The following is a 23,765-nucleotide window of genomic DNA, read 5'->3' as shown; positions in this document are numbered from 1 at the left end:
CGATGGATGCCTGGCGCCCCGCGAACGGGGCGTCGGGGTAACGTCACAGGGGTGAGCCTTTCTGTGGCGGCGAGGACGCGCGCGCCGTCCGTGTCCGGCCGGGCAGCTGCGGACAGCAGGCGGCGAGCATTGTCAGCACAGTGAGCAGCACCAGGACCCGCAGGCCGCTGAACGCGTGCGCGGCCATCAGCGCCGTGGCGCAGATGAGCGTCGCGCTCACACTCAGGAAGGCCGCGAGGACGAGCTGCTCCAGACGGTCGGAGTCCCGTTCGAAGCCGCGGTCCCAGCTCTCCACCGGCCCGACCGCCTGATGACGCGTCAGGGCGGGCCCGTAGATACGCAGGACGGCGGCGCCGGGACCGGCGAGCAGGAATACGGCGACGGGGGTGACCCGCAGCGGTGATCCGGCGGCCAGTGTGGTGGCGCCGACGGCGCACCAGCCGGCGAAGGGCGGCAGCAGCCGGATCGCGAGCGACTGAGGTCTCATGGGGTCCTCCCCGGCGAGCTGTCGGTGCGCTTCAGTTCGTAGATGACGCCTGCGCTGTTGCGGCCGACCCGCTCGAACAGCGGTGAGGCCGCGACGGACTTCTCGATGCTCCGCAGCTGGTCGCCGGTGAGCATGCCGTTCATCTCGGAGTTGGCGATCTGGCCCTGGGTGAGCAGGAAATACGCCTTGGCGGGCGGTTCCACCGCGGCCATGTCCCGGGCGAGCGTCCCTGCCGGGTCCTTCAGGATCTTTTCGACATGGCTCTTCTCGTCGTCGAGGAACCAGTAATGCTGCACATTCCAGTACGAAGCGTACGCGAGCGGGTAGTTGCGATGGGCGGCAACGACAAGAGAACCCTGAGGCGCCCGGTCGAAGACCTGCTGGACCAGCGCCACCTCCTGCGGCGGGAAGTAGCTGAGCCTGTCCTTGCCCGAGTAGCTGGGCACGAACGCCGCCGTCAGCGCCAGCAGCACAACCCCGGGCAGCACCGCGAACCGCAGGCCCACCGCGGGCTGCGGGACCCCGTGCCCGCCGGGCTCCGCGGCCAGCGGCCGCACCGCGGGCAGCAGCGCGGCCGCCGCGAAGAAGCACGCGCCCGGGAGCATGAACAGCAGCACCCGGAAGATCATTTCGCTGCCGTAGTCATTGGCCACCAGCATCAGCAGCGGGACCGCGGCGAGCAGCAGCAGCGGCCGGGCGCGGTGCCGCAGCACCCGCCGGCTCAGCACGCCGATTGAGGCGAGCAGCAGTACGGAGGCCGAGAGGATCCGGGACACCCAGGAGACGATCACCGGTCCGGTGCCGGTCGGCGTCGACCCGTAGCCCGTCTCCAGATTGCCGCTCACATCGCCGAAGGAGCTGATCATCTCGGGCACCGCCTCCCGCAGGAACGGCAGCGAAGCGGTGAGATTCCACGCCAGGAACACCAGCAGCAGAGTGATCAGCAGTGTCCAGTCGCGGTAGCGCCGAGTCAGGCACAGCGCGCCGAGACTCGCCACCAGCAACACCGGGGTGAGCTGGTGGGAGATGACGATGGCAGTGATCAGCGGGATGAGCAGGGCGGTCCACAGCACCTGCCGCGATCTGCGGCCCCGCGCGGGGCGCTCGCCGCGGCGCAGCACGATCGCGATCACGCCGAGATACAGGGCGAGGGCCACCGACTGCGGCGAGAAGTAGTCCTGCCCCACCCAGTTGGCGACGTAGAAGAGCCAGAGAGCGGTCCAGATCAGGCGGCGGTCCTGGGTGAAGGTGCGGTAGATCAGCAGCAGCGGCGCGAGCAGCAGGAGACTGGAGACCAGCGGCCACCAGGCCATGTACATCGCCGCGTTCTCCACCCCGGTCAGCTGCACCAGCGCGGCCTGCGCGGCGAAGAACCCGGGCCACTGGTCGTAGACGGCCATGTCGCCCAGCTGGTCGCCGCGCTGGAGACCGCCCGCGGTGAGCAGATGCTCGATGACCGCGTCGTGCTTCCACGCCCAGGAGTACAGCGGGGTCGGGTAGACGAGCGCCTGGGTGGCGCGCTCCAGCACGATCAGGCCCACGGTGTACGCCAGCGACCAGCTGTTGCCGCGCAGCGGATCCCGTACGCAGACCCAGAAGCCCACGGTCAGCAGCGCCAGCGCGACCCAGAAGACGACCGGCAGCGCCCCGACGAGCCCGAAGTCGCCGAGCCGGGAGGTGTCGGTGCGCACCATGGCGTACGCCCACAGGGCGAGCGCGCCGGCCAGCGGGGCGGCCAGCCGCAGCGGCACCGACCAGCGCGAGTGGTCGGCGGCGGGCAGGTCGGCAAGATCCATCGCGGGATCCTTCCTGGCCCGCTGATTGGAGGCGGCCACGGGTCTCCCGGTTTCGGTGGCTGGCTGTTGCACGCTTGTTCCCCCTGGTGGTTCAGTTCCGAGCCGGCGTCGAACGCGCCGCGCGTATCCAGATCAGTGCCAACGCCGCGCAGGTGAGGCCCACTTGGAGGGGGAGCGCGACGGGCGCGAGAGGTCTCTGCAGCGCCCAGCCGCACACCGCGAGCAGCCACAGTGCCCCCCACTGTGCCGCGACGGGCAGCTTGATCGTCCGGAGAATTGCCAACACGGCGACCAGGCCGAGGAGTTGGCAGACTGCCGGCAGCCAGCGGAGCAGCGGCTCGGGGCTGTCGAGTCCCGCGGCCGCCGCGAGGAAGCCGGCCAGGGTGTCGTACCAAACGCCCTGGACGGGCTCCGGTTCCCGGCCGAGAAGCGCGGGCGAGGTGTGCAGCGCGGCGAAGGTGACCAGCAGTCCGGCTCCGAGCAGCGCCGGACGCGGGCGCAGCAGCGAGCAGGCGGCGCTGTGGACGACGATCAGCAGGACGCCCGCGGTGAGGGTGATCGGCGGCAGCGACTTCAGCAGCTGTGTGCCGGAGAGGTGGTCCATGGTGATGTCCGGGGCCTGGAGCAGGGGCGCCCAGAACAGCACGGCCGCGAGCCCGAGCAGCAGCCAGAGCGCGAGGGCCAGCCGCCCCTCACCCGGGTCGGGCACCGGCTGCCGCGCGGGCGCGGGCTGCACGCCCCCGCCGACGTCCCCACTGCCCGCCCGCCGAGCCGGATCGCGTACGTAGACGGGGATGCCGAAGGCCGGCGTCGCCATGTCGTCGTGCGCACCCCGCAGATACGCCGTCTGCCGCGCCCAGTCCTTCCCGTACTCCTGCGCGTACTCCGCCGCCGCCTCCTCGCGCCGCTCGGCGGCCCGGCGCGCCCAGGTCGTGCCGTACGCCTCCTCCTCGGAGGTGCCGCGCCGCACCAGCCGGGTGAACAGGCTCGGCCGGGGCTCGCGGGCGGAGAGCACCGCGCGCAGCCCCGGCGCGGAAACCGCCGCCATCACCGTCATCGACAGCAGCAGCCCCAGGCCGGCGCCGGAGATCCCGACGGGTCCGAGCAGCAGCGCCGCGCTGCCCAGCACCAGCGCGCACATCGTGCCCTGGAGGGCGGCGAGCACGCCCGTACGTCCCTGGACGCGCAGCACCCCGATGTACAGCTCGACGACGACCCGGGGCAGGGCGGCCGCGGCCAGCAGCCGCAGCACGGTGGTGCCGTGCGCGGCGTACTCCTCGCCGAACGGGGCGAGGATCTGCGGGGCGAAGACGACCAGGAACACCACGACGGGCACCAGCAGCACGGCCATCCGGCGCAGCGCCCCACGGACCCCGCCGGCCAGGCTCTCCGGGCTGTGCGAGGCGTGCGCGGTCAGCGAGGAGGCCATGTTGATGGCCATGAACTCCATCGTCCCGCCGACGGTGTACGCGATGTAGAAGAAGCCGTTGTGCGCGGCGTCGAAACGGACCGCGACCATCACCGGTAGCAGATTGATCATCGCCAGCGAGAACAGCGACCCGACCGAGTCGCCGGCGAGGAAGCGCCCTATGTCGCGCATCCGCAGCAGCTCGCGGTGGCTGTCGGCCGCGGCCTGGCGGGGGATGAGCCGGCGGAAGATCAGCCAGCCGAGCGGCAGCACGGACAGAGCGATGGCCACCGCCCAGGAGACGAAGATGCCCAGCACGGGCAGGGCGGTGGCGAAGACGGCGAGCAGCAGCAGCTTGCCGATGGAGAAGACCGCGTTGCCGACCGGCACCCACACGGCCTTGCGCAGCCCGGTCAGCACTCCGTCCTGCAGGGTCAGCAGCGCCCAGCCGACGCAGGACGCGGTGAAGAGCAGGCCCGCGCTCACGCCACCGAGGGGTGCGTACGAAGGGCCCCACAGGTCGAGCGTGAGCAGGAAGGCGACGGAGGCGAGGCACACCACCAGCGAGCTGACGGCGTACGCGCGCCACACCAGCGGCCCGGTGGCGCGTCCGGCCCGCGGCACGTACCGCACCACCGCGCCGATCATGGTGGTGGCGGTTATGGAGGCCAGCAGCCGCATGGCGGCGATGGCGGCGGAGCCCTCGCCGACGGCCTCCTCGGTGTAGTAGCGGGCGGCGACCAGCCAGAAGCCGAGGCCCAGTGCGGCGGAGACGCCGGTGGAGAGCATCAGTGCGTAGGCGTTACGGAACATCGAGTCGCCGCTGGGGTGCTCGGCACTCACGGCGCCGCTGTCCGGCTCGTTGCCGTCCGGCTCGGTGCCGGGCAGTGCGTCGCCGGACGCGTCCGGCCGGCGAAGCCTGGTCGTATCAGCCACTGTCCCCGCCCTGCGGGCCGGTGGCCCGGTCTGTGTCGCGGTGGGCGAGCGCCGCCGGGACCTCCGCGGGCCTGGCGCCCAGCCCTGTGAGGACGGATATCGCCACCTCGGCCCGGAGCGGGTCGACGGGCAGCGCGTGCCGGGCGAACCAGGCGGCCGGTCCCGGCGCGGGCGACGGGTCGGTGAAGAAGTCGCCCGCGTACGCGTCCAGCGGCGGGTCGTAGAGATAGCCGACGGTGATCCGGCGCCGGGCGAGCGCGGCGATGGCGGCGTCACGGTCCTCGACCAGCAGCGGCACCCGGAACAGCGGCTGCGCGGGTCCCGGCCGCGGTAGCGCCCACCGGGTGGCCGACAGCGCCTGGACGCCGGCCCGGTGGCCGGCCAGCCGGCTTTCGAGGCGGGTCAGCAGCCGCTCGGTGCGCCGCAGCCGCAGCCCGCCCGGTCTGAGGCGGTAGTCGTGCATGTCCACCCGTATCCAGGAGTGGAAGTCGGCGAGCGCGGGCGCCGCGGACTGCGCCCTTTTCAGCTCGCCGGGCCGCAGCTCCATCCGGATGTCCTCGCGCTCCTCGAGACCGAGCAGCCGCAGGGTCGCGCGGGCCGCGCCGACGAGCCGCAGTCCCCGCACACCGGCTTCGGCGTACGGCCGCAGACCGTAGGCGAGCTCCGCCGACAGCCGCGCCGGTTCGAGGAGTTCGTCCCGGGCCCGCTCAAGACCCGCCCGCAGCGCCGGATCGGCGACAGTGAGGAATCCGCCGGTCTTGGCCCCGGTGTGCTTGGAGAGGCTGAAGACGGACGCGTCACCGAAGGTCCCCACCGGTTGCCCGGCCACCGTGCTGCCGATGGCGTGCGCGGCGTCCTCGAGCAGCGGGATCCCCAACTGGTCGCAGCGGGCACGCAGTTCGGGAGCCGGGTCGGGATTGCCGTACAGATTGGTGGTGAGCACGGCGGAAAGACCGCGCCATACGGATTCGGGGACGGCCGCCAGGTCGATGGAGCCGTCCTCGGCCCTGAGCGGCGCCTGTACGGGGCGCAGTCCTGCGGCGAGCACCACGAAGAAGATGACGTCGTCGTTGACCGGCGACATCAGCACCCGCCCGCCGGGCCGGCACCAGTGGCGCAGCGCCACATAGAGCCCCAGACGGCATGACGGCACGTACAGACATTCTCTGCCCAGGCGGTGGCGCATCAGCTCTTCCAGTGGTGCGTACGCCGCCGGGCAGCCCTCCCCAAGAGCCATGTTTGTCCCCCCACTAACCCCGTGCTCAATGTGGACCAATCCGGACTGCCCCGTCAATAACGGGGAAGGGCCCATTCCTTGACGGAATGGGCCCTTCGGCGGCCGGTGGGGCGCGTCCCCGCGGCGTCGCGCCTACTCCTCGAGCGTCAGGCCCTTCCTGAGCCTGACCAGGGTGCGGGACAGCAGCCGGGACACATGCATCTGCGAGATCCCGAGCTCCTCGCCGATCTCCGACTGCGTCATGTTGGCGACGAAGCGAAGGGAGAGAATTTGACGGTCCCTTGGCGGAAGGCCTGCGATCAGTGGCTTGAGCGACTCGACGTACTCGATGCCCTCGAGCCCGTGGTCCTCGTAGCCGATGCGGTCCGCCAGGGCGCCCTCGGTCTCGTCCTCCTCGGGCTGGGCGTCCAGCGAGCTCGCGGTGTACGCGTTGCTCGCCGCCATGCCCTCGACGACCTCGTCGTTGCTGATGCCGAGCTTCTGGGCCAGCTCGTCGATGGTGGGTGCGCGGTCGAGCTGCTGGGCGAGTTCGTCGCCCGCTTTTGCGAGGTCGAGCCGCAGCTCCTGGAGCCGGCGCGGCACCCGTACCGACCACGACGTGTCGCGGAAGAAGCGCTTGATCTCGCCGACGATGGTCGGCATCGCGAAGGTCGGGAACTCGACGCCCCTGCTGAGCTCGAAGCGGTCGATCGCCTTGATCAGGCCGATGGTGCCGACCTGGATGATGTCCTCCATCGGCTCGCTGCGGGAGCGGAAGCGGGAGGCGGCGAACTTGACCAGCGCCAGGTTGAGTTCGACGAGTGTGTTGCGCACGTAGGCGTACTCGTGCGTGCCCTCTTCGAGGTTTTCGAGCCGTCCGAAGAGCGTCTTCGACAGGGATCGGGCGTCCAGCGGCCCCACCTCGTCGAAGGGCGGGATCTCCGGGAGGCCTTCAAGGCCTTCCAGCTGCTCGGACTGGTCGCCGGCGGGGGTGGGCAGTGCCGACGGCGCGGTGGGGGTACGCGATTCGTCGAGCCGGGGTGACATGGTCTCCTCCATCGTTCTCGGCATATGGCCGCCGATGCCAATACATGCTGCTGCGGTGAGCGGCGCCTCCAAAGCCGGCCGTGGTTGGTTGTGTCCTTACTAGGCCTACCCGCTCCATGTGGACAGTTGCAAGTGTCAAATGTCCCGAATGTCGGGTTTGATGGGGAGTTCGACTGGCCGGTCGGCGTACTGAAGGCGTAATGTTCGACGGACGTCAGCGCCGTCTGTCGACGGCGTCCGGCGCGAAGAGCGACACGGTGGACGAAGCGGCGAAATCGGCGAGTACGCAGTGAATACGCAGCGAACGACACGGCGAAGAGGGACGGCCATGGACCGCGGGACGGTCGGCAGCGCGAATCGGGGCCGGCTTCAGGTCGAGGTTCGGACCGAGGGACACAGCGAGGTTGTGAAACCGGCGGGTGAGTTGGATCACCACACCGCCGAACTTCTCCGCGCGCCCTTGGACGACGCACTCGCGCAAGGCCGTGCACGCCTGGTCATCGACTGCTCACAGCTCGAGTTCTGCGACTCGACCGGGCTCAATGTGCTGCTCGGCGCCAGGCTGAAGGCGGAGGCCGCCGGGGGAGGGGTCCATTTGGCCGGGATGCTGCCTGTAGTGGCAAGGGTCTTCGAGATCACCGGGGCGGAGGCGGTCTTCACCGTGCATGACTCGCTCGAAGAGGCCCTCTCCGACTGACCGGCCCCCTGTAGTCCGCGTCACGCTTACCGCGTCGGCGTAGTGGGTGTTGTCACGATTCGGCAGGGCAGGAGAACCTCCGCAGAACGTTGACCACCCAGCACTCTGAGTATCGAAGTAATGGCGAATTGGTGAATCGGTGAGGTGAAGCGCTGATGAGCACCACCCGGCAGCAGCAGCCGGGCGACCTCGGCCCCGAGCCGAGCGCCGCCGGCGCCGCCGGCTCCTCCGGGGTGCCCGGCGGGGCGGTGCGCAGCCTTGCCCTGGGCAGCGCCAGCGGCATCGTCCCGCTCGCCCGCGACTTCACCCGCCAGGCGCTGTACGACTGGGGCTGGCTGCCCGCCGCCACGGCCGACCGCCGCGCGGCGGCCGAGGATGTGCTGCTGGTCGTCTCCGAACTGGTCACCAACGCCTGCCTGCACGCCGAGGGGCCGGAGGCGCTGAAGGTCGGCTGCGACGGCAAGGTGCTGCGCCTGGAGGTCTCGGACCGCGGCACCGGGCAGCCCGCGCCGCGCACCCCGCACCGGGCCGGGCGGCCCGGCGGACACGGCATGTTCATCGTCCAACGCCTCTGCATGGACTGGGGAGTTGTACGCGTTCCCGGCGCGCCGGGCAAGACGGTGTGGGCGGAGCTCGCCGCCCCGGTCTAGCGCCGTCGCCCTGCCTTCGTGCTGGTGTACGCAGGTTTTGAATCTCTTGTAGAGCACGTCAATACGGCGTGCTCTTTGTCTTCCCTCCCCAAGGTCCCAGGCGTACCTTGAGCGCCCGATCTGATGTGTCGTCAGTAACTTCGGCGACTCGCGACAGTAACTTCCGGCGTGAGGGGAACTCGAGGTGTCGTACCAGAAGCGGACAGCTCTCGCGCTGGCAGCAGCGGTGGCGGGCTCGGTGGTGCTGATGGCCGCCCCCGCCGCCCATGCCAGTGTTGTAGACGTCGACTACCAGTGTCAGACGCCGATCGGGCCCAAGGGCGCGGTCTCGCCGATCGACATCAAGGCCGTCAAGAGCGGCAGCGGCTACCGCCTGACCATGTCCTTCCAGAAGGGTGTCTCCTCCAGCCCGGTGGAGCTCGGCAAGGGCGCGATGAAGCCGAGCGCGCTGATCAAGCTCGGCGGGGTGGGAGAGGGCACGGTTTCGGTGTCCGGGCCGGCGAACGCCGCGGCGATCCCGGCCAACACCCCCATCAAAATCAATGACTTGACGGGTACGTACACCCCCAAGAAGACCGGCAAGGCCACCTTCACCGCCGGGGTGCTGACCATCAAGGCGCTCGGTACGACCACCACCTGCACGCCCAGGAACAACCCGAAGCCGTCGCTGGAACTGGATGTCACCGCGGCGTCCGGCACCGGCCTCCAGACCACGCCCTCCGGCGGTGACGAACTGCCCAGGACCGGCCCGCTGGACTCGGCCATGGCGCTCGGCACGCTCGGCGGCACCGTGTTGCTGGCCGGGGCGGCCGGGGTGCTGTGGCTGACCAGGCGCGGTCAGCGGACCGCGAGCTGACCCGTGCGGATGCGCTCCCTCCTGGCCGTCGTCGCCGCGCTGGCGTGCGCGCTGAGCGCACCAGCGGCGCGGGCGGCGGACGCGGCCTGGACGGTGGAGCCGGGAGGCGGCGGCAGGCCGTACGTCTATCTGGAAGGCGTGCCGGGCGCAGTGCTGGAGGACAAGCTGTCCGTGACGAACCCGGGCGCGAAGCCGCTCACCGTGCGCCTGCGCCCGGCCGACGCGTACAACACCTCCTCCGGCTCTTTCGCCGTGCGCGGCGCCCGCCAGTCCAAGGGCGCGGGCACCTGGATCACCCTCGCCTCCGACCGGGTGACGGTCCCGCCGCGCACCCGCGCGGAGATCCCCTTCTCGGTCACGGTCCCGCCGGGCGCGCTCCCGGGCGACCATCCGGGCGCGGTCATGGCGGCGGTGGGCGAGCGGGAGGCGGGCGTACGGATCCATCTGCGCGTCAGCGGCCCGACGCTGGCGGCGCTCACGGTGGAGGACGTACGAGTCTCGGGCGGCATCATTCGCTGCACTCTGGTGAACCGCGGCAATACGGCCCTGACCCCGCGGCTCACGGTCCGGGCGGACGGCCTCTTCGGCCAGGTGCTGCGCCGGGCGCCCCGCACACTCCCGGAACTGCTCCCCGCCCAGCGCGTCACCCTCACCGAGAAGTGGCCGGATCACCCGTCCCTGGACTCGGTGAAGGTCCATGTCGAGGTGACGGCCGAGGGCGACGCGCGGGCCGAGGCTTCGGCGTCGGCGACGTTCGTGCCGTGGGGGACGGTGGCCGGCGCGGCCGCGGCACTCCTGGCGGCTTCTGGCGGCACGGCGCTGTGGTGCGTACGGCTCAGGAGATCAACCGGCCGGATGCCGGACGGTAACGGTGCGGAACAGGCGGACGGGCAGCGCGAGTTGACGGGAGCAGCCAGGTGAGCACCAAGGGTCTGAGGGCGACGGCGGCTGTGCTCGTGGCGCTGGCGCTCGTACTGCTGCCAGTGCTGCCAGTGCTGCCCGCGCACAGCGCCGCCGCGGCCGACCCGAAGCCCAAGGTCACGCTCTCGCAGACGCAGGCCGGCAAGGGCGGGGACATCACGGTCAGCGGCACCGGATGGCGGCCCAACACGCTCCTGATGATGCTCATGTGCGGGCAGGCTGTCCCTGACAGAGGCGTGATCGGCGGCACCAACGCCTGCGCCAACTCCGACGGCCGCGCCGTCACCACTGACGCCAAGGGTGCCTTCAGCAAGAAGATGCCGGTCGCCGAGCCGCCCAAGCCCTGCCCCTGCGTCGTGCACGTGGCGACCGTAACCGGTGAACAGGCCACCGTGGACGCCCCGTTCACCGTCGCGGGCCACCCCACCGCACCGCTGCCGCAGCCCACCGGCGGCAAACTCGCCGTGCTCGCCGCCACCCGGCTCGAAGGCGACTCCGGCATCCTCGTCTTCTTCGGCGCCCCGGCATCACGCACACTCGAATTCACCGTCGGCAACCTCGGCTCAGCGCCGGTGCGGGACCCCGTCTTCCAGGTCGGCACCGCGCACGGTGTCTTCGCCCCGCAGTGGGAGGAGCAGCAGTGGCGCGGCACCATCGCGCCCGGCCGGAAGACGCTGGTCAAGCTGCCCGTCCAACTCTCCGCGGGCGCGCACGGCGACTACCAGATCTCCGTGAAGTACGGCACCAAGGTGCTGGCCGAACAGCCGTGGGGAGTCGGCCGCCCGTGGGGCGTCACGATCTTCTGGATCCTGCTCGCCGTCGTCGTGCCCGCGGCGGTGTTCCGCATCGGCATGGCGATCGTCGACCGCGTCCGCCCGCGGGTCCGCCCCCGCGGCACCGGCCGCCACCGCAGCGCACAGGTGGAAAGCCGGCCGGCCGGCACCCCGACCACCACGGCGGCTCTGCCGTGGTTCACACCTGACTCCGCACCGTCAGAGAACCGGTCCACGACGAAGGGACATTCGTGAGCACGCAACGGAGGATGAGCGCGGCCGGAGTCGCGCTGATGCTCGGCGGCGCGGGGATTTTGCTGGCCGCCGGCCCCGCCCAGGCAGCCGAGGTCGCATACAAGACGGAGTGCATCCCACCGCCCATCTCGGGGCTGCCACCCGTGCAGGGCACCACGAAGGTGCAGATCACCGCGCCCGCCGAGGCCAAGGTCGGCGACGAGGTCGAGGTGGTGTGGAAGTTCGTCGAGGCGGCTTCCAAGAACCCCGACATCCTCGACCTGGAGAAGGACACGGTGAAGCCGACCGGCACGCTCAAGGCGGCCGGCGCGCAGACCGCGGACATTGCCATGGAGGGGCCGCGGACGAACCCGCCGATCCCGAAGAACAGCCCGATGAAGCTGTCCGACATGAAGGGCAAGATCAAGCTGACCAAGGCGGGCGAGATCACGCTCACGCCCGACGCGTACAACATCAACGTCTCCAAGCCGATGTCCACCGACACCAAGTGCACGCCGAAGGAGACGGTCAAGGCCGCGGCGACGATCAAGGTGTCGGACGGCGGCGGCACTTCGGGCGGCACGACGTCGGGCGGAACCACCTCGGGCGGTACGACGGCCGGCGGGACCACGTCCTCCGGCACCACCACCGCCGGAGGCACGACCAGCGGCGGCACCACATCCGGCGGCGGCGACGGCGGCCAGAGTGACTTCCCCGGCAAGGAGGTCAGCGTCACCTTCGAGTGCAAGTCGCCGGGACCGGCGAGCATCAACTCCAAGGTGACCATCAACGCCAAGAAGAACGGCGGGAGTTACGACCTCGTCGTCAAGACCGCCAAGGGCGTCATGAACAGCCCGGCCGCGCTACCCGCGGGCGCCCTCAAGCCGTCCATGGCGGTCCTTCTCGGCGGCGCCGACAAGGGCACCGTCCCCGTCACAGGCCCCGCCAACAAGGATCCGCTGGAGCAGGGGAAGCCCGTGGACCTGCCCGACATGGCCGGGACGTACAAGCCGGGCGCCAGCGGCAAGTCGACGCTCAGCCCCGGGACCCTGACGATCGACGTCACCCTGGGCGGCCAGAAGATCAGCATCCCGTGCACGGTCAAGGGCAAGGCGGAGGCCTCCCTCCAACTCGACACCGCGGCCCAGCCGGGCGGCGCGAGCGGTGGCGGCAGCGCGGGCGGCAGCTCCAGCGGCGGCGCGGCGAGCGGCGGTTCGAGCACCAGCGGCGGCCTGGCCCAGACGGGAGCCGAGGACAACGGCGCCCTGCGCGCCCTCGCCCTGGTCGCCGGCACGGTGATCCTGCTGGGCGGCGCGGTGTTCACGTTCACCCCGTGGCGCCGGCTGCGCGGCACGCGCTAGCGGGCCCGGCACGGCGAAGGGCCGTCGCACCGAATCCGGTGCGACGGCCCTTCGTCTGCGCAGGAGCTACGTCAGTGGACGTCGCCCATCAGCGTCTCGACCTTCTTGCGGTACATGTAGATCGCGAAGCCGGCCGCGGAGGCGAGCAACGCCTGCATGGCGATGATCGAGGTTCCGTTCAGGTCGACACCCGCGAGCGAGAGCAGACCCGTGGTGCAGTCACCGGCGGTGACGGCGAGGAACCAGACACCCATCATCTGGCTGGCGTACTTCTGCGGCGCCATCTTGGTGGTGACCGAGAGGCCGACCGGGGAGAGGCACAGCTCGGCGATCGTCTGGATCATGTAGATCGAGACCAGCCACATCGGGCTGACCTTCGTGCCGTCACCCGCCAGGCCCATCGGCACGATGAAGACGAAGAACGAACCGCCGACGAGGACCAGAGCCATCGCGAACTTCACGATGGTGCTGGGCTCCTGGTTCTTGCGGGCCAGCCACAGCCACATCCAGGCGAAGACCGGGGCGAGCGCCATGACGAACAGAGGGTTCAGCGACTGGAACCAGGTGGCCGGGAAGGCGAAGCCGAACAGGCTGTCGCCGGTCTTGCCGTCCGCGAACAGAGACAGCGTGGAGCCACCCTGGTCGTAGATCATCCAGAAGAGGGCGGCGGCCACGAAGAACCAGATGTAGCCGCTCATCTTTGACTGCTCGGCCGTGCTCAGGCTCTTGTCGAGCTTGATGCGGACAAGCACGGCGATCGGGATGATCAGACCGGCCAGGGTGAGCGGTACCAGCGCCCAGTTCAGGGTGTACTTGCCCGCCATGACCACGGCGCCGTAGAAGCCGGCGATCACGACGACGGCGACGGCGACCTTGAGCAGGATGCTCTTGCGCTCGGCGGCGTCGAGCGGGTTCGGGACGACGCTGCTCTTCTCGCTCAGGCTTCGGGTGCCGATCAGGAACTGGGCCAGACCCAGGGCCATGCCGACCGCGGCGAGCGCGAAGCCGAGGTGCCAGTTGTGCTTCTCGCCGACGGTGCCGATCACCAGCGGCGCCGCGAACGCGCCGAGGTTGATGCCCATGTAGAAGATCGTGAAGCCACCGTCACGGCGCGGGTCGTCCGGACCGTCGTAGAGGTGACCCACCATCGTGGAGATGTTGGCCTTGAGCAGACCGGAGCCGACCGCGACGAGGATCAGGCCGACGAAGAACATCGCCTGGCCCGGGACGGCGAGCGAGAGGTGACCGGCCATGATCACGAAGCCGGCGATGGTGACGGTCTTGCGAGCGCCCCAGACACGGTCACCGAACCAGCCGCCGGGCATGGCCATGAGGTAGACCATCGAGACGTAGACGGCGTAGATCGCCGATGCCGTCGCCGCGGTCATCGCGAGGCCGCCGCCCTGGCTGCCGGTTGCCGCGTCGGCACCACCGGAGACCAGGTAGAGCACGAGAAGGGCGCGCATGCCGTAGTAGCTGAAGCGCTCCCACATCTCCGTCATGAAGAGAGTGGCCAGGCCGCGGGGGTGGCCGATGAAGGTCTTCTCGGAGCCAGGGGTACTGGCCGAGTCCTTCGTCAGGCTGGACGCCATGGTCGATCCTTGCTTGATCGGGACGCGGCGCTTTGTGAGCGGTACGCGCCCGGTGGGGGGTTGGCCGGCACCGGCAAGGGACGCGTCCCGCCCCACGCCTGAGGGGTTCGCTCCGGTACGTCGGAGACGGGGGGACTGTCCGCACCGGATCCACGCCCCGCGCGCCATCGCGCTCGGGGCCCGGCCCACAGGTCATTCACTGTCTTCGAGACTGGCAAGCCAACCTCGCGCAGCAAAGAGACCCTTGGCGCGTGTCGCGTGCCAAAGGTCCCGTGTAGTGCTACAGGCGTCGCATCACCATACGACATGACACTGCGGCATATGGAAGGACTTGAGATATGGATCACAGGCGTTCCTGGAACTACCTGCCCTGAATCGAAGGTCGTAGTCATGATCGCATCCCACACCCACAGGGCTTGACGATCACGCACCGACGCGCACGTCTTGCGGTCTACCATCACCCCATGACCCGTGTACTGCTCGCCGAGGACGACGCTTCCATCTCGGAGCCGCTGGCCCGCGCCTTGCGCCGGGAGGGTTACGAGGTCGAGGTCCGGGAGGACGGTCCGACCGCGCTCGACGCAGGACTTGCCGGTAGCGTCGACCTGGTGGTGCTCGACCTCGGACTGCCCGGCATGGACGGCCTGGAGGTCGCGCGGCGGCTGCGTGCCGAAGGCCACACGATCCCGATCCTGGTGCTGACCGCCCGCGCGGACGAGGTCGACACCGTGGTCGGCCTGGACGCCGGCGCGGACGACTATGTCACCAAGCCGTTCCGCCTCGCCGAACTCCTCGCCCGGGTACGGGCCCTGCTCCGGCGCGGTGCCACCGAGCCCGTTCCGGCGCCCTCCACCCATGGCGTACGGATCGACGTCGAGTCGCACCGGGCCTGGATGGGCGACGAGGAGCTGCAGCTCACGGCGAAGGAGTTCGACCTGCTGCGGGTGCTGGTCCGGGACGCGGGCCGGGTGGTCACGCGCGACCAGCTGATGCGCGAGGTCTGGGACACGACCTGGTGGTCGTCGACCAAGACGCTGGACATGCACATCTCGTGGCTGCGCAAGAAACTGGGCGACGACGCGGCGAACCCGAGGTACATCGCGACGGTACGGGGCGTCGGCTTCCGCTTCGAGAAGAGCTAGCAGGGCTACGGGCCGGGGCCCGCACGCCCTCGTAACATCGCGTCCCGCCCGGAGGGCACATTGCGCCGCCGTCTGATCAACTCCACGCTCGCCGTCGTGCTGGTCGTCATCGCCGTCTTCGGCGTCTCCCTCGTCCTCGTCGAGACCCGCACCATCAGCAGCAGCGCCCAGGAGAGCGTGGACTCCGAGGCCCTGCGCCTCGTCAGCATCGTCGACAGCCGGCTCATCGGCGGCGAGCCCGTCAACCCCGACATCCTCGCCGAGCAGAGCGGCGCCAAGCGGTACGCCCTGATCGAGATCCCCGGCCGTGGCCCCATCGAGATCGGCGAGCGTCCCACCGGCAGCGTCATCCGCGGCACCGCGGAGGGCGAGCGCGGCGAGACCGTCACCGTCGAGGAATCCCGCTCCTCCGTGACCCGCGAGGTCGGCCGGAGCCTGCTGATCATCGGCGCAGTCGCCCTGCTCGCGGTCATCGCCGCCGTGCTGCTCGCCGTACGCCAGGCGAACCGCCTCGGCTCCCCGCTCACCGACCTCGCCGAGACCGCCGAACGCCTCGGCTCGGGCGACCAGCGCCCCCGCCACAAGCGCTACGGCGTTCCCGAGCTCGACCGGGTCGCCGACGTCCTCGACGCCAGCGCCGAGCGCATCGCCCGAATGCTCACCGCCGAGCGCCGGCTCGCCGCGGACGCCTCGCACCAGCTCCGTACGCCGCTGACCGCACTCTCCATGCGGCTGGAGGAGATCACCGTCACCGACGACCTGGAGACGGTGAAGGAGGAGGCGAGCATCGCGCTGGCCCAGGTGGAGCGGCTCACCGACGTAGTGGAGCGGCTGCTCACCAACTCCCGTGACCCGCGCACCGGTTCGGCCGTCACCTTCGATCTGGACGAGGTCGTCAAGCAGCAGCTGGAGGAGTGGCGGCCGGCCTACCGCAGCGCGGGCCGGGCCATCGTCTGCTCGGGACGGCAGGGCATGCGGGCCGTCGGCACCCCGGGCGCGGTCGCCCAGGTGCTCGCCGCGCTGATCGAGAACTCCCTGATGCACGGCGGCGGCACGGTGGCCGTGCGCACCCGCGCCACCGGCAATCAGGCCGTGGTCGAGGTGACCGACGAGGGCCCCGGGGTACCGGCCGACCTCGGCGCGCGGATCTTCGAGCGGACCATCAGCGGCCGCAACTCCACCGGCATCGGACTGGCCGTGGCCCGCGATCTGGCGGAGGCGGACGGCGGCCGTCTTGAGCTGCTCCAGCAGCATCCGCCGGTCTTCGCGCTGTTCCTGAGCCGGGTGGCACGCAGCCGCAAGGACCACCTGCGCAAGGACGACCCGCGCAAGGACGACCCGCCCACCGTCAGATAGCCGGCCGCGGACTTGGTCAGCCGCGGACCTTGTCGGGCTGCGGCCGCCGCTGCCCCAGGAACGACTCCGCCGTCTGCACGGCCTCGCGCGCCGGCAGCGCCCGGAACACCCAGGTGCGGTACGACCAGAAGCGGAACAGCGTCGCGATGCCGATGCCGAGGAACTTGAAGAAGTTGCTCTGCAGCGGACTGTCCCAGCCGAAGCCGTACGTCGCGGCGTACAGCACCCCGCTCTGGATCACCAGACCGACCAGGCTGAACAGGAGGAAGAGCGTCAGCTCCTTGGTCCTGCGGCTCTTGTCGCGGTCCCGGTAGGTGAAGTACCGGAAGCCCAGATAGTTGAAGCCGATCGCGACAACCGTGGCGATGATGCTCGCCCGCACGACAGGGATGTCCGTGAGATGCCGTACGAGATTGAAGACTCCCAGGTCCACCAGGAGCCCCACGCCACCCACTGCGCCGAACTTCGCGAACTCGCGAGCCAGCTGCTCGAGCCGCACGCGCAGTGCGCTTCGTTCACTCATGGTGATCGCTAGCCCCGTTCGGGTCGGTGTCGTCGACCCAGCCATGCTATCCAGCACCCCCCGGCTCCCGCCTTTCGGACGGCCGCGATGGTGTGGCGAGGCTGTGACAAGGCAGACGGTACCCGGGTCCGGGACCGCGGGCGGCAGGGGCTTCCCGGGGCGGCGGATACCCTAGGAGGGTGACGTTCCCGGTAGTCGGCATGGTCGGCGGCGGTCAGCTCGCCCGTATGACCCACGAGGCGGGTATCCCCCTCGGCATCAGATTCAAGCTCCTCAGTGACACCCCGCAGGACTCCGCGGCCCAAGTGGTCAGCGATGTCGTCATAGGCGACTATCGCGACCTGGACACGCTGCGTGAGTTCGCGCGGGGCTGCGATGTGCTCACTTTCGATCATGAGCACGTCCCGATCGAGCACCTGCGGGCCCTGGAGGCGGACGGCATCCCCGTCCGGCCGGGGCCCGACGCTCTGGTGCACGCGCAGGACAAGGGCGTGATGCGCGCGAAGCTCGACGAGCTCGGCGCACCCTGCCCGCGCCACCGCATCGTGGCGGACCCCGCCGATGTGTCGGCGTTCGCCGATGAGGTCGGAGGCTTCCCCGTCATCCTCAAGACGGTGCGCGGCGGCTACGACGGCAAGGGCGTCTGGTTCGTCCGCACGCAAGAGGACGCCGAGGCACCGTTCAAGGCCGGCGTCCCCGTCCTCGCCGAGGAGAAGGTCGACTTCACCCGCGAGCTGGCGGCGAACATCGTCCGCTCCCCGCACGGCCAGGCCGTCGCCTACCCCGTCGTCGAGTCCCGGCAGGTCGACGGCGTCTGCGACACGGTGATCGCGCCCGCGCCCGGTCTGGACGAGGAGCTGGCCGGCCAGGCCCAGGAGCTTGCCCTGCGCATCGCGAAGGAGCTCGGCGTCGTCGGCCACCTCGCGGTCGAGCTTTTCGAGACGACGGACGGCCGCATCCTGGTCAACGAGCTCGCCATGCGCCCGCACAACTCCGGCCACTGGACCCAGGACGGCGCGATCACCTCGCAGTTCGCCAACCATGTCCGCGCCGTCCTCGACCTCCCGCTCGGCGACCCGCGCCCGCGCGGCACCTGGACGGTCATGGCGAACGTCCTCGGCGGGGACTACCCCGACATGTATCAGGCGTATCTGCACTGCATGGCCCGCGACCCCCAGCTCAAGATCCACATGTACGGCAAGGACGTGAAGCCCGGCCGCAAGGTCGGCCATGTCAACACTTACGGCGACGATCTGGAGGACGTGCTGGAGCGCGCCCGTCACGCCGCCGGCTATCTGCGAGGGACGATCGTTGAGTAACCCACTGGTCGGCATCGTCATGGGCTCGGACTCCGACTGGCCCGTCATGGAGGCCGCGGCGCAGGCCCTTGACGAGTTCGAGATCCGGTACGAGGTCGATGTCGTCTCCGCGCACCGGATGCCGCGCGAAATGATCGCGTACGGAGAGGAGGCCGCGGACCGCGGTCTCAAGGCGATCATCGCGGGCGCCGGGGGAGCGGCCCATCTGCCGGGCATGCTCGCCTCCGTCACCCCCCTCCCGGTCATCGGCGTCCCGGTACCGCTGAAGTACCTCGACGGGATGGACTCGCTACTGTCCATCGTGCAGATGCCGGCGGGCGTGCCGGTCGCCACGGTCTCGGTCGCCGGAGCCCGTAACGCGGGCCTGCTCGCGGCCCGCATCCTGGCCACCCAGGACAGTGAACTCCTCGCCCGTATGCGGGAGTTCCAGCAGGAGCTGAACGACCAGGCGACGGAGAAGGGCAAGCGGCTGCGTACGAAGGTCGAAGGTGCGGCCGCCTTCGGCTTCGGGAAGTAACACCGCCATGGACTTTCTCAGCCGGGCACGGGAACTCCTCGCCGAACACCCCGTCGTCGACGGGCACAACGACCTGCCGTGGGCGCTGCGCGAACACGTCCGCTACGACCTGAACCGTATGGACATCGCCGCCGACCAGAGAGGCCGGCTGCACACGGACATCCCGCGGCTGCGCGCCGGCGGGGTCGGCGCGCAGTTCTGGTCCGTGTACGTACGCAGCGACATGGCCGGGGACGACGCGGTCAGCGCGACCCTGGAGCAGGTCGACGGGGTACGCCAGCTGCTGGAGCGCTATCCGGCCGACCTGGCCGCCGCACTGACGGCGGACGACATGGAGAAGGCGCGCGGCGAGAGCCGGATCGCCTCGCTCATGGGCGCCGAGGGCGGGCACTCCATCAACAACTCGCTCGCCACGCTGCGGGCGCTGTACGCGCTGGGCGTGCGCTATATGACGCTCACCCACAACGACAACGTCCCGTGGGCGGACTCGGCGACCGATGCTCCCGGGGTCGGCGGCCTCTCGGACTTCGGTCACGAGGTCGTACGGGAGATGAACCGCACCGGCATGCTGGTCGACCTCTCCCACGTGGCCGCGTCCACGATGCGCGACGCGCTCGCCACGTCGGCCGCCCCGGTCGTCTTCTCGCACTCCTCGTCCCGGGCGATCTGCGACCACGTACGCAACATCCCCGACGATGTGCTGGCGCTGCTGCCCGCGAACGGCGGCGTCGCGATGGTCACGTTCGTACCGAAGTTCATCCTCCCGCAGGCCGTCGCCTGGACCCAGGCGGCCGACGAGAACATGCAGACGCACGGCTTCCACCCCCTGGACACGACGCCGGACGCGATGCGGATCCACGCGGCCTTCGAGGAGGCGCACCCCCGCCCGGTGGCCACCGTCGCGACGGTCGCGGACCACCTCGACCATATGCGCGAGGTCGCCGGCGTCGACCACATCGGCATCGGCGGCGACTTCGACGGCACCGCCTTCACCCCGGCCGGCCTGGACGACGTCGCGGGCTATCCCAACCTGATCGCGGAGCTGCTGCGGCGCGGCTGGTCGGCGTCCGACCTGGCGAAGCTCACCTGGCAGAACGCGGTGCGCACGCTGCGCGCGGCGGAGGACGTCGCCCGCGATCTGCAGACGCAGCGCGGCCCGTCGAACGCGACGATCGGGCAGCTCGACGGCTGAGTGCGGTCCGCTCGACGGGTGAGTGCGGTACGGGGCCCGGGGTCAGGTTGCGTACCCCGAACGCACCACCCACCGTGAACCGTCGGCGCTCCCGTGCCACGGTGGCTCTACGGCACGGTCGTTCGAGGCTCGGAGCACCCGCCATGGCAGATCTGCAGGACGAACCCCAAACCGCCACCGGCGCGGTCGGCAACTTCGGCGACTTCGGCGACCTCGACGCCCTCGGCGACCTCGACTCCCTGGCGCCGCCCCGCACCGGGGCGTCGGGGGAGTCGGCCGCGCCGGTCGAGCCGGTCGCCGGGAGCCTGGAGCGGGCACGGGAACTGCTTGCCGCGCACCCGATAGCCGACGGTCTCAGCGGTCTGGCCCAGGCGCTCAGGGACACCCCGTCGCACGACATCGAACACGGCGAGCGGACGCTGGAGACGGACATACCCCGGCTGCGGGACGGCGGCGTCGGCGCGCAGTTCTGGTCCCTGCATGCCCCGTCCGAGATCACCGGTGACGGCACGCTGACCGCGACGATGGAACAGCTCGACCTGGTCCGCTCGCTGGTGGCCGGCTATCCCGAAAGCATGCGCCTGGCGCTGAGCGTCGACGACCTCGCCGACGCGCGCAACTGCGGCCGCATAGCCGTGCTGCTCGGCCCGGTGGCGGGCCCGGCCCTGGGCGACTCGCTCGGCACGCTGCGCGCGTACCACGCACTGGGCGTCCGCAGCCTGACCCTCGCGGGCACCCGCTGGACCCAGCGCACCGGCCTGACCTCCTTCGGCCATGAGGTCGTCCGCGAGATGAACCGCCTGGGCATCGTCGTCGACCTCTCCGGCTGCACGCCCGAGACGATGCACCGGGCGCTGAAGGTCGCCCAGGCGCCGGTCGTCATCTCGCACCACCCGGAACGGGTCCCGGACGACGTACTGCGCCAGCTCCGCGCCAACCGCGGCGTCTGCATGGTCCCTTGCACGGCCGCCTCCCTCCGCGAAACGGCGGACCACCTGGACCATGTCCGTGACGCGGTGGGCCCGGAGTCGGTAGCCCTCACCGGCGCTTACGACACGGGTGCCCACCACGCCCCCGACCTGGCAGACGTGTCCTGCTTCCCCCGCCTGATCGCCGAACTCCTGGACCGCTCCTGGCCCGAACCGGACATCGACGCGCTGACCTGGGGGAACGTATACCGGGTCGTGAGGGACACGGATTTCGTGGCCAGGGCGATGCAGGACCGCAGGTCGGCGTCGACGGCACGGGTGACGACGCTGGACGACGCGTAAGAGCTTGGAAGCCTGGCCCCGCTCAGCACGCGCAGAGGCAGAAGGGATGCCCCGCCGGGTCCGCGTACACCCGCCAGGACCGGCCCCTGTCGTCCGCGTCCAGCGGCTTCGCGCCCAGTGCCAGCGCTCCCTCCTCCGCCGCGTCCAGGTCCTCCACCGTCAGGTCCAGGTGGAACTGCTGCGACGCGTCGGGTGCCGGCCACTTCGGCGGTACGAAGCCCGGCGCCGCCTGGAACGCCAGCGGGGTGCCCGGGGCGCCCGTCAGGGAGACCCAGCCGTCGCCGTCGGATTCGATGTCACCGCCCAGCAGCCCGGCGTAGAAGCGGCCGAGCGCGACAGGGTCGGGACAGTCCAGCACCACAGTTCCCAGCGTGGCGATGGCCATGGTCAGCTCCTCTGTTCGGGTTACCGGTGCAATGCCGCAACCGGTAACGGTTACCCCATGCTCCCGCACCAGAGGTAACGTCGCAACCATGAATGAGAGGGCAGCCGCGCCCGGGGGCCTCGCGCTGGTCGAGGCCCTGGTGAACACGCTGAACATCGAGAACGGCGCCGACTTGCTCGACACCGCCGAGGGCCGCGCCGCCTTCGGTCTCGCCGAGCGCGACGTCCCCGCTGCCCGGGAGCTCCGCGAGGCCCTGCGCGGCGCCTGCCTCGCGCACGCCGGGCACCGATCGCCGGGCCGCTCGCCCGCCGCGCTCGACCGGCTCCTGGCCGGGGCCCCGCTGTATGTCACCGTCGCCGAGGACGGCGCCGCGGCACTGCGCCCCGCGACCTCGGACGGCCCGCTCGTCTCCCGTATCGCAGAGGCCATCGCAGCCGCTGCCGCCGACGGGACATGGGCGCGCCTCAAGGCGTGCGAGGCCGAGGACTGCCACTGGGCGTACTACGACCGCAGCCCGGCCGGCCGCAGCCGCTGGTGCTCGATGGCGGTATGCGGCGCCCGCGCGAAGATGCGCACGTACCGCGCCCGCCGCACGGCGACAGGCTGACGGACCCTCAGGCCCGCGGCCGCGCCGCGAATGGCGAAGGCTCAGGCCGGCCGCCGCGCCGCGAATGGCGAAGGCCCAGGCCGGCCGCCGCGCCGCGAACGGCGAGGCTCAGGCCCGCGGCCGCCCCATCGCCCGGTACGTCCAGCCCGCCTCGCGCCACTTCCCGCCGTCCAGCGCGTTCCTGCCGTCCAGCACGATCCGGCTCGTCGCGACCTCGCCCAGCATCGCCGGGTCCAGCTCGCGGAACTCGCGCCACTCCGTCAGGTGCAGCACCACATCCGCGCCCCGCACCGCCTCCAGTGCCGAATCCGCGTACCCCAGCGTCGGGAACAGCCGCCGTGCGTTCTCCATGCCCTTGGGGTCGTACACCGTGACCTGGCCGCCCTGCAGATGGATCTGGCCCGCCACATTCAGCGCCGGCGAATCCCGTACGTCGTCCGAGTCCGGCTTGAACGTCGCGCCCAGCACGGCCACCCGCTTCCCCAGGAAGGAGTCGCCGCCCACCGCGTCCCGCGCCAGCTCCACCATGTGCCCGCGCCGTCGCATATTGATCGAGTCGACCTCGCGCAGGAACGTCAGCGCCTGGTCCACGCCCAGCTCACCGGCCCGCGCCATGAACGCCCGGATGTCCTTCGGCAGGCAGCCGCCCCCGAAGCCGACGCCCGCCCGCAGGAACTTCTTCCCGATGCGCTCGTCGTGCCCGATCGCCTCCGCCAGCTTCACCACATCGCCGTCCGCGGCCTCGCAGATCTCGGCCATGGCGTTGATGAACGAGATCTTGGTCGCCAGGAAGGAATTCGCCGCGGTCTTCACCAGCTCCGCCGTCGGGTAGTCCGTCACCACAAACGGCGACCCCTCCTCGACGGGCGTCGCGTACACCTCGCGCAGCAGCTTCTCGGCCCGCTCGCTGGTGACGCCCACCACGACCCGGTCCGGGTGCAGCGTGTCCTGCACGGCAAAGCCCTCCCGCAGGAACTCCGGGTTCCAGGCCAGCTCCACGTCCCCCGGCGCCTTCTCGGCGAGCAGCTCGGCCAGCCGCTGCGCCGACCCCACCGGGACGGTCGACTTGCCGACGACGAGCGCGGTCCGCGTCAGTACCGGCGCCAGCGACTCGAAGGCGGAGTCGACGTACGACATGTCACAGGCGTACTCCCCGTGCTTCTGCGGGGTGTTCACGCAGACAAAATGAACGTCCCCGAACTCCCCGATCTCCTCCCAGGAAGTCGTGAAGCGCAGCCGCCCGCTCGATCCCTCGATCCCCGCGACATGCCTGGCGAGCAGCTCCTCCAGCCCCGGCTCGTACATCGGGACCTTGCCCGCAGAAAGCATCTCGATCTTCTCGGGCACGATGTCGAGTCCGAGCACTTCGAAGCCCAGCTCCGCCATGGCCGCGGCGTGCGTGGCGCCGAGATATCCGGTGCCGATCACGGTGATCTTGAGGGCCATGCGGTGCTCCAGGGAAGTGCGGGCTCGGAATGC

Annotated in this window: 22 protein-coding genes; 13 read left to right on the top strand and 9 right to left on the bottom strand. The window is 70.6% G+C overall.

Translation table 11 applies throughout. The annotated features are described in order from the left end of the window. Positions 1-43: 43 nt before the first annotated feature. The 5 genes from ACZ3H8_RS28880 to ACZ3H8_RS28860 all read right to left on the bottom strand — a co-directional run bounded on the left by ACZ3H8_RS28880 (position 44) and on the right by ACZ3H8_RS28860 (position 6,890). A complete protein-coding gene (locus ACZ3H8_RS28880; RefSeq protein ID WP_467406857.1) occupies positions 44-487 on the bottom strand; it encodes a hypothetical protein in 444 nt (147 codons plus the stop codon). Beyond that, positions 484-2,283: a glycosyltransferase gene (locus ACZ3H8_RS28875; RefSeq protein ID WP_467406855.1), complete on the bottom strand. Its 1,800-nt coding sequence runs from the start codon at positions 2,281-2,283 to the stop codon at positions 484-486. Before ACZ3H8_RS28875 ends, ACZ3H8_RS28880 begins: the two co-directional genes overlap by 4 nt. 91 nt (positions 2,284-2,374) lie before the next feature. Next, entirely contained in the window at positions 2,375-4,627 is a 2,253-nt protein-coding gene (locus ACZ3H8_RS28870) for a lipopolysaccharide biosynthesis protein (protein ID WP_467406852.1), read from the bottom strand. After that, entirely contained in the window at positions 4,620-5,813 is a 1,194-nt protein-coding gene (locus ACZ3H8_RS28865; RefSeq protein ID WP_467407295.1) for a DegT/DnrJ/EryC1/StrS family aminotransferase, read from the bottom strand. The genes ACZ3H8_RS28870 and ACZ3H8_RS28865 overlap by 8 nt, the downstream gene beginning before the upstream one ends. 183 nt (positions 5,814-5,996) lie before the next feature. After that, positions 5,997-6,890 (bottom strand): RNA polymerase sigma factor SigF, encoded by an 894-nt coding sequence (locus ACZ3H8_RS28860; protein WP_467407293.1) that lies wholly within the window; start codon positions 6,888-6,890, stop codon positions 5,997-5,999. Positions 6,891-7,218: 328 nt separating this feature from the next. Here ACZ3H8_RS28860 and ACZ3H8_RS28855 point away from each other — a divergent pair, with 328 nt between their 5' ends. From ACZ3H8_RS28855 to ACZ3H8_RS28830, 6 genes are all read left to right on the top strand, one after another. Next, positions 7,219-7,587 carry an STAS domain-containing protein gene (locus ACZ3H8_RS28855; protein ID WP_398986362.1) on the top strand — a complete coding sequence of 123 codons (369 nt, stop codon included), beginning with the start codon at positions 7,219-7,221 and terminating at the stop codon, positions 7,585-7,587. A 155-nt stretch (positions 7,588-7,742) separates the two neighbouring features. Beyond that, positions 7,743-8,237, top strand: a complete 495-nt coding sequence (locus ACZ3H8_RS28850) for an ATP-binding protein (protein WP_467406850.1) — start codon at positions 7,743-7,745, stop codon at positions 8,235-8,237. A 184-nt stretch (positions 8,238-8,421) separates the two neighbouring features. After that, positions 8,422-9,093 (top strand): peptidase, encoded by a 672-nt coding sequence (locus ACZ3H8_RS28845; RefSeq protein ID WP_467406848.1) that lies wholly within the window; start codon positions 8,422-8,424, stop codon positions 9,091-9,093. Positions 9,094-9,102: 9 nt separating this feature from the next. After that, positions 9,103-10,014, top strand: a complete 912-nt coding sequence (locus ACZ3H8_RS28840) for a COG1470 family protein (RefSeq protein WP_467406847.1) — start codon at positions 9,103-9,105, stop codon at positions 10,012-10,014. Continuing rightward, positions 10,011-11,042 carry a neocarzinostatin apoprotein domain-containing protein gene (locus ACZ3H8_RS28835; protein WP_467406845.1) on the top strand — a complete coding sequence of 344 codons (1,032 nt, stop codon included), beginning with the start codon at positions 10,011-10,013 and terminating at the stop codon, positions 11,040-11,042. Before ACZ3H8_RS28840 ends, ACZ3H8_RS28835 begins: the two co-directional genes overlap by 4 nt. Before the next feature lie 14 nt (positions 11,043-11,056). After that, on the top strand, positions 11,057-12,382 hold the full coding sequence (locus ACZ3H8_RS28830; protein WP_467407292.1) for a hypothetical protein: 1,326 nt from the start codon (positions 11,057-11,059) through the stop codon (positions 12,380-12,382). 71 nt (positions 12,383-12,453) lie between these two features. Here the strand turns inward: ACZ3H8_RS28830 and ACZ3H8_RS28825 are convergent, their stop codons facing one another. Further along, the gene (locus ACZ3H8_RS28825) at positions 12,454-13,974 is read right to left on the bottom strand and encodes a peptide MFS transporter (protein ID WP_467406843.1); all 1,521 of its coding nucleotides are present in this window, start codon (positions 13,972-13,974) and stop codon (positions 12,454-12,456) included. 464 nt (positions 13,975-14,438) lie between these two features. On the opposite strand from ACZ3H8_RS28825, the gene ACZ3H8_RS28820 reads away from it, so the two are divergent. Together ACZ3H8_RS28820 and ACZ3H8_RS28815 are read left to right on the top strand one after the other, a co-directional pair. Then, complete coding sequence (locus ACZ3H8_RS28820) at positions 14,439-15,116, top strand: response regulator transcription factor (RefSeq protein WP_467406841.1); 678 nt, start codon at positions 14,439-14,441, stop codon at positions 15,114-15,116. 60 nt (positions 15,117-15,176) lie between these two features. Next, complete coding sequence (locus ACZ3H8_RS28815; RefSeq protein WP_467406839.1) at positions 15,177-16,472, top strand: ATP-binding protein; 1,296 nt, start codon at positions 15,177-15,179, stop codon at positions 16,470-16,472. Positions 16,473-16,488: 16 nt separating this feature from the next. On the opposite strand, the gene ACZ3H8_RS28810 is transcribed toward ACZ3H8_RS28815, so the two are convergent. Further along, positions 16,489-16,995 carry a GtrA family protein gene (locus tag ACZ3H8_RS28810; protein ID WP_467406838.1) on the bottom strand — a complete coding sequence of 169 codons (507 nt, stop codon included), beginning with the start codon at positions 16,993-16,995 and terminating at the stop codon, positions 16,489-16,491. Positions 16,996-17,195: 200 nt separating this feature from the next. On the opposite strand from ACZ3H8_RS28810, the gene ACZ3H8_RS28805 reads away from it, so the two are divergent. The 4 genes from ACZ3H8_RS28805 to ACZ3H8_RS28790 all read left to right on the top strand — a co-directional run bounded on the left by ACZ3H8_RS28805 (position 17,196) and on the right by ACZ3H8_RS28790 (position 21,294). Next, positions 17,196-18,314 carry a 5-(carboxyamino)imidazole ribonucleotide synthase gene (locus ACZ3H8_RS28805; RefSeq protein WP_467407291.1) on the top strand — a complete coding sequence of 373 codons (1,119 nt, stop codon included), beginning with the start codon at positions 17,196-17,198 and terminating at the stop codon, positions 18,312-18,314. Between the two features lie 19 nt (positions 18,315-18,333). Beyond that, positions 18,334-18,831: a 5-(carboxyamino)imidazole ribonucleotide mutase gene (gene purE / locus ACZ3H8_RS28800; protein ID WP_467407289.1), complete on the top strand. Its 498-nt coding sequence runs from the start codon at positions 18,334-18,336 to the stop codon at positions 18,829-18,831. 7 nt (positions 18,832-18,838) lie between these two features. Further along, positions 18,839-20,023, top strand: a complete 1,185-nt coding sequence (locus tag ACZ3H8_RS28795; protein ID WP_467406836.1) for a dipeptidase — start codon at positions 18,839-18,841, stop codon at positions 20,021-20,023. Positions 20,024-20,166: 143 nt separating this feature from the next. Next, the gene (locus tag ACZ3H8_RS28790) at positions 20,167-21,294 is read left to right on the top strand and encodes a dipeptidase (protein WP_467406834.1); all 1,128 of its coding nucleotides are present in this window, start codon (positions 20,167-20,169) and stop codon (positions 21,292-21,294) included. A 22-nt stretch (positions 21,295-21,316) separates the two neighbouring features. Here the strand turns inward: ACZ3H8_RS28790 and ACZ3H8_RS28785 are convergent, their stop codons facing one another. Next, the gene (locus tag ACZ3H8_RS28785; protein WP_467406832.1) at positions 21,317-21,679 is read right to left on the bottom strand and encodes a VOC family protein; all 363 of its coding nucleotides are present in this window, start codon (positions 21,677-21,679) and stop codon (positions 21,317-21,319) included. Between the two features lie 88 nt (positions 21,680-21,767). On the opposite strand from ACZ3H8_RS28785, the gene ACZ3H8_RS28780 reads away from it, so the two are divergent. Next, positions 21,768-22,286 carry a CGNR zinc finger domain-containing protein gene (locus tag ACZ3H8_RS28780; RefSeq protein ID WP_467406830.1) on the top strand — a complete coding sequence of 173 codons (519 nt, stop codon included), beginning with the start codon at positions 21,768-21,770 and terminating at the stop codon, positions 22,284-22,286. 108 nt (positions 22,287-22,394) lie between these two features. On the opposite strand, the gene ACZ3H8_RS28775 is transcribed toward ACZ3H8_RS28780, so the two are convergent. Then, on the bottom strand, positions 22,395-23,732 hold the full coding sequence (locus ACZ3H8_RS28775; protein WP_467406829.1) for a UDP-glucose dehydrogenase family protein: 1,338 nt from the start codon (positions 23,730-23,732) through the stop codon (positions 22,395-22,397). Positions 23,733-23,765: the final 33 nt, after the last annotated feature.

Source organism: Streptomyces sp. NPDC002868 (assembly GCF_055563295.1).
The sequence above is the reverse complement of the archived record's forward strand: the minus strand, read 5'-3'. Positions and strand labels throughout refer to the sequence as shown.

Excerpts from the sequence above, each read along its gene's own strand:
- ACZ3H8_RS28880 (WP_467406857.1), bottom strand. The coding sequence starts at position 487 with ATGAGACCTCAGTCGCTCGCGATCCGGCTGCTGCCGCCCTTCGCCGGC.
- ACZ3H8_RS28875 (WP_467406855.1), bottom strand. The coding sequence starts at position 2,283 with ATGGATCTTGCCGACCTGCCCGCCGCCGACCACTCGCGCTGGTCGGTG.
- ACZ3H8_RS28865 (WP_467407295.1), bottom strand. The coding sequence starts at position 5,813 with ATGCGCCACCGCCTGGGCAGAGAATGTCTGTACGTGCCGTCATGCCGT.
- ACZ3H8_RS28860 (WP_467407293.1), bottom strand. The coding sequence starts at position 6,890 with ATGTCACCCCGGCTCGACGAATCGCGTACCCCCACCGCGCCGTCGGCA.
- ACZ3H8_RS28855 (WP_398986362.1), top strand. The coding sequence starts at position 7,219 with ATGGACCGCGGGACGGTCGGCAGCGCGAATCGGGGCCGGCTTCAGGTC.
- ACZ3H8_RS28850 (WP_467406850.1), top strand. The coding sequence starts at position 7,743 with ATGAGCACCACCCGGCAGCAGCAGCCGGGCGACCTCGGCCCCGAGCCG.
- ACZ3H8_RS28840 (WP_467406847.1), top strand. The coding sequence starts at position 9,103 with ATGCGCTCCCTCCTGGCCGTCGTCGCCGCGCTGGCGTGCGCGCTGAGC.
- ACZ3H8_RS28830 (WP_467407292.1), top strand. The coding sequence starts at position 11,057 with ATGAGCGCGGCCGGAGTCGCGCTGATGCTCGGCGGCGCGGGGATTTTG.
- ACZ3H8_RS28825 (WP_467406843.1), bottom strand. The coding sequence starts at position 13,974 with ATGGCGTCCAGCCTGACGAAGGACTCGGCCAGTACCCCTGGCTCCGAG.
- ACZ3H8_RS28820 (WP_467406841.1), top strand. The coding sequence starts at position 14,439 with ATGACCCGTGTACTGCTCGCCGAGGACGACGCTTCCATCTCGGAGCCG.
- ACZ3H8_RS28810 (WP_467406838.1), bottom strand. The coding sequence starts at position 16,995 with ATGAGTGAACGAAGCGCACTGCGCGTGCGGCTCGAGCAGCTGGCTCGC.
- ACZ3H8_RS28805 (WP_467407291.1), top strand. The coding sequence starts at position 17,196 with ATGGTCGGCGGCGGTCAGCTCGCCCGTATGACCCACGAGGCGGGTATC.
- purE (WP_467407289.1), top strand. The coding sequence starts at position 18,334 with ATGGGCTCGGACTCCGACTGGCCCGTCATGGAGGCCGCGGCGCAGGCC.
- ACZ3H8_RS28795 (WP_467406836.1), top strand. The coding sequence starts at position 18,839 with ATGGACTTTCTCAGCCGGGCACGGGAACTCCTCGCCGAACACCCCGTC.
- ACZ3H8_RS28790 (WP_467406834.1), top strand. The coding sequence starts at position 20,167 with ATGGCAGATCTGCAGGACGAACCCCAAACCGCCACCGGCGCGGTCGGC.
- ACZ3H8_RS28785 (WP_467406832.1), bottom strand. The coding sequence starts at position 21,679 with ATGGCCATCGCCACGCTGGGAACTGTGGTGCTGGACTGTCCCGACCCT.
- ACZ3H8_RS28780 (WP_467406830.1), top strand. The coding sequence starts at position 21,768 with ATGAATGAGAGGGCAGCCGCGCCCGGGGGCCTCGCGCTGGTCGAGGCC.
- ACZ3H8_RS28775 (WP_467406829.1), bottom strand. The coding sequence starts at position 23,732 with ATGGCCCTCAAGATCACCGTGATCGGCACCGGATATCTCGGCGCCACG.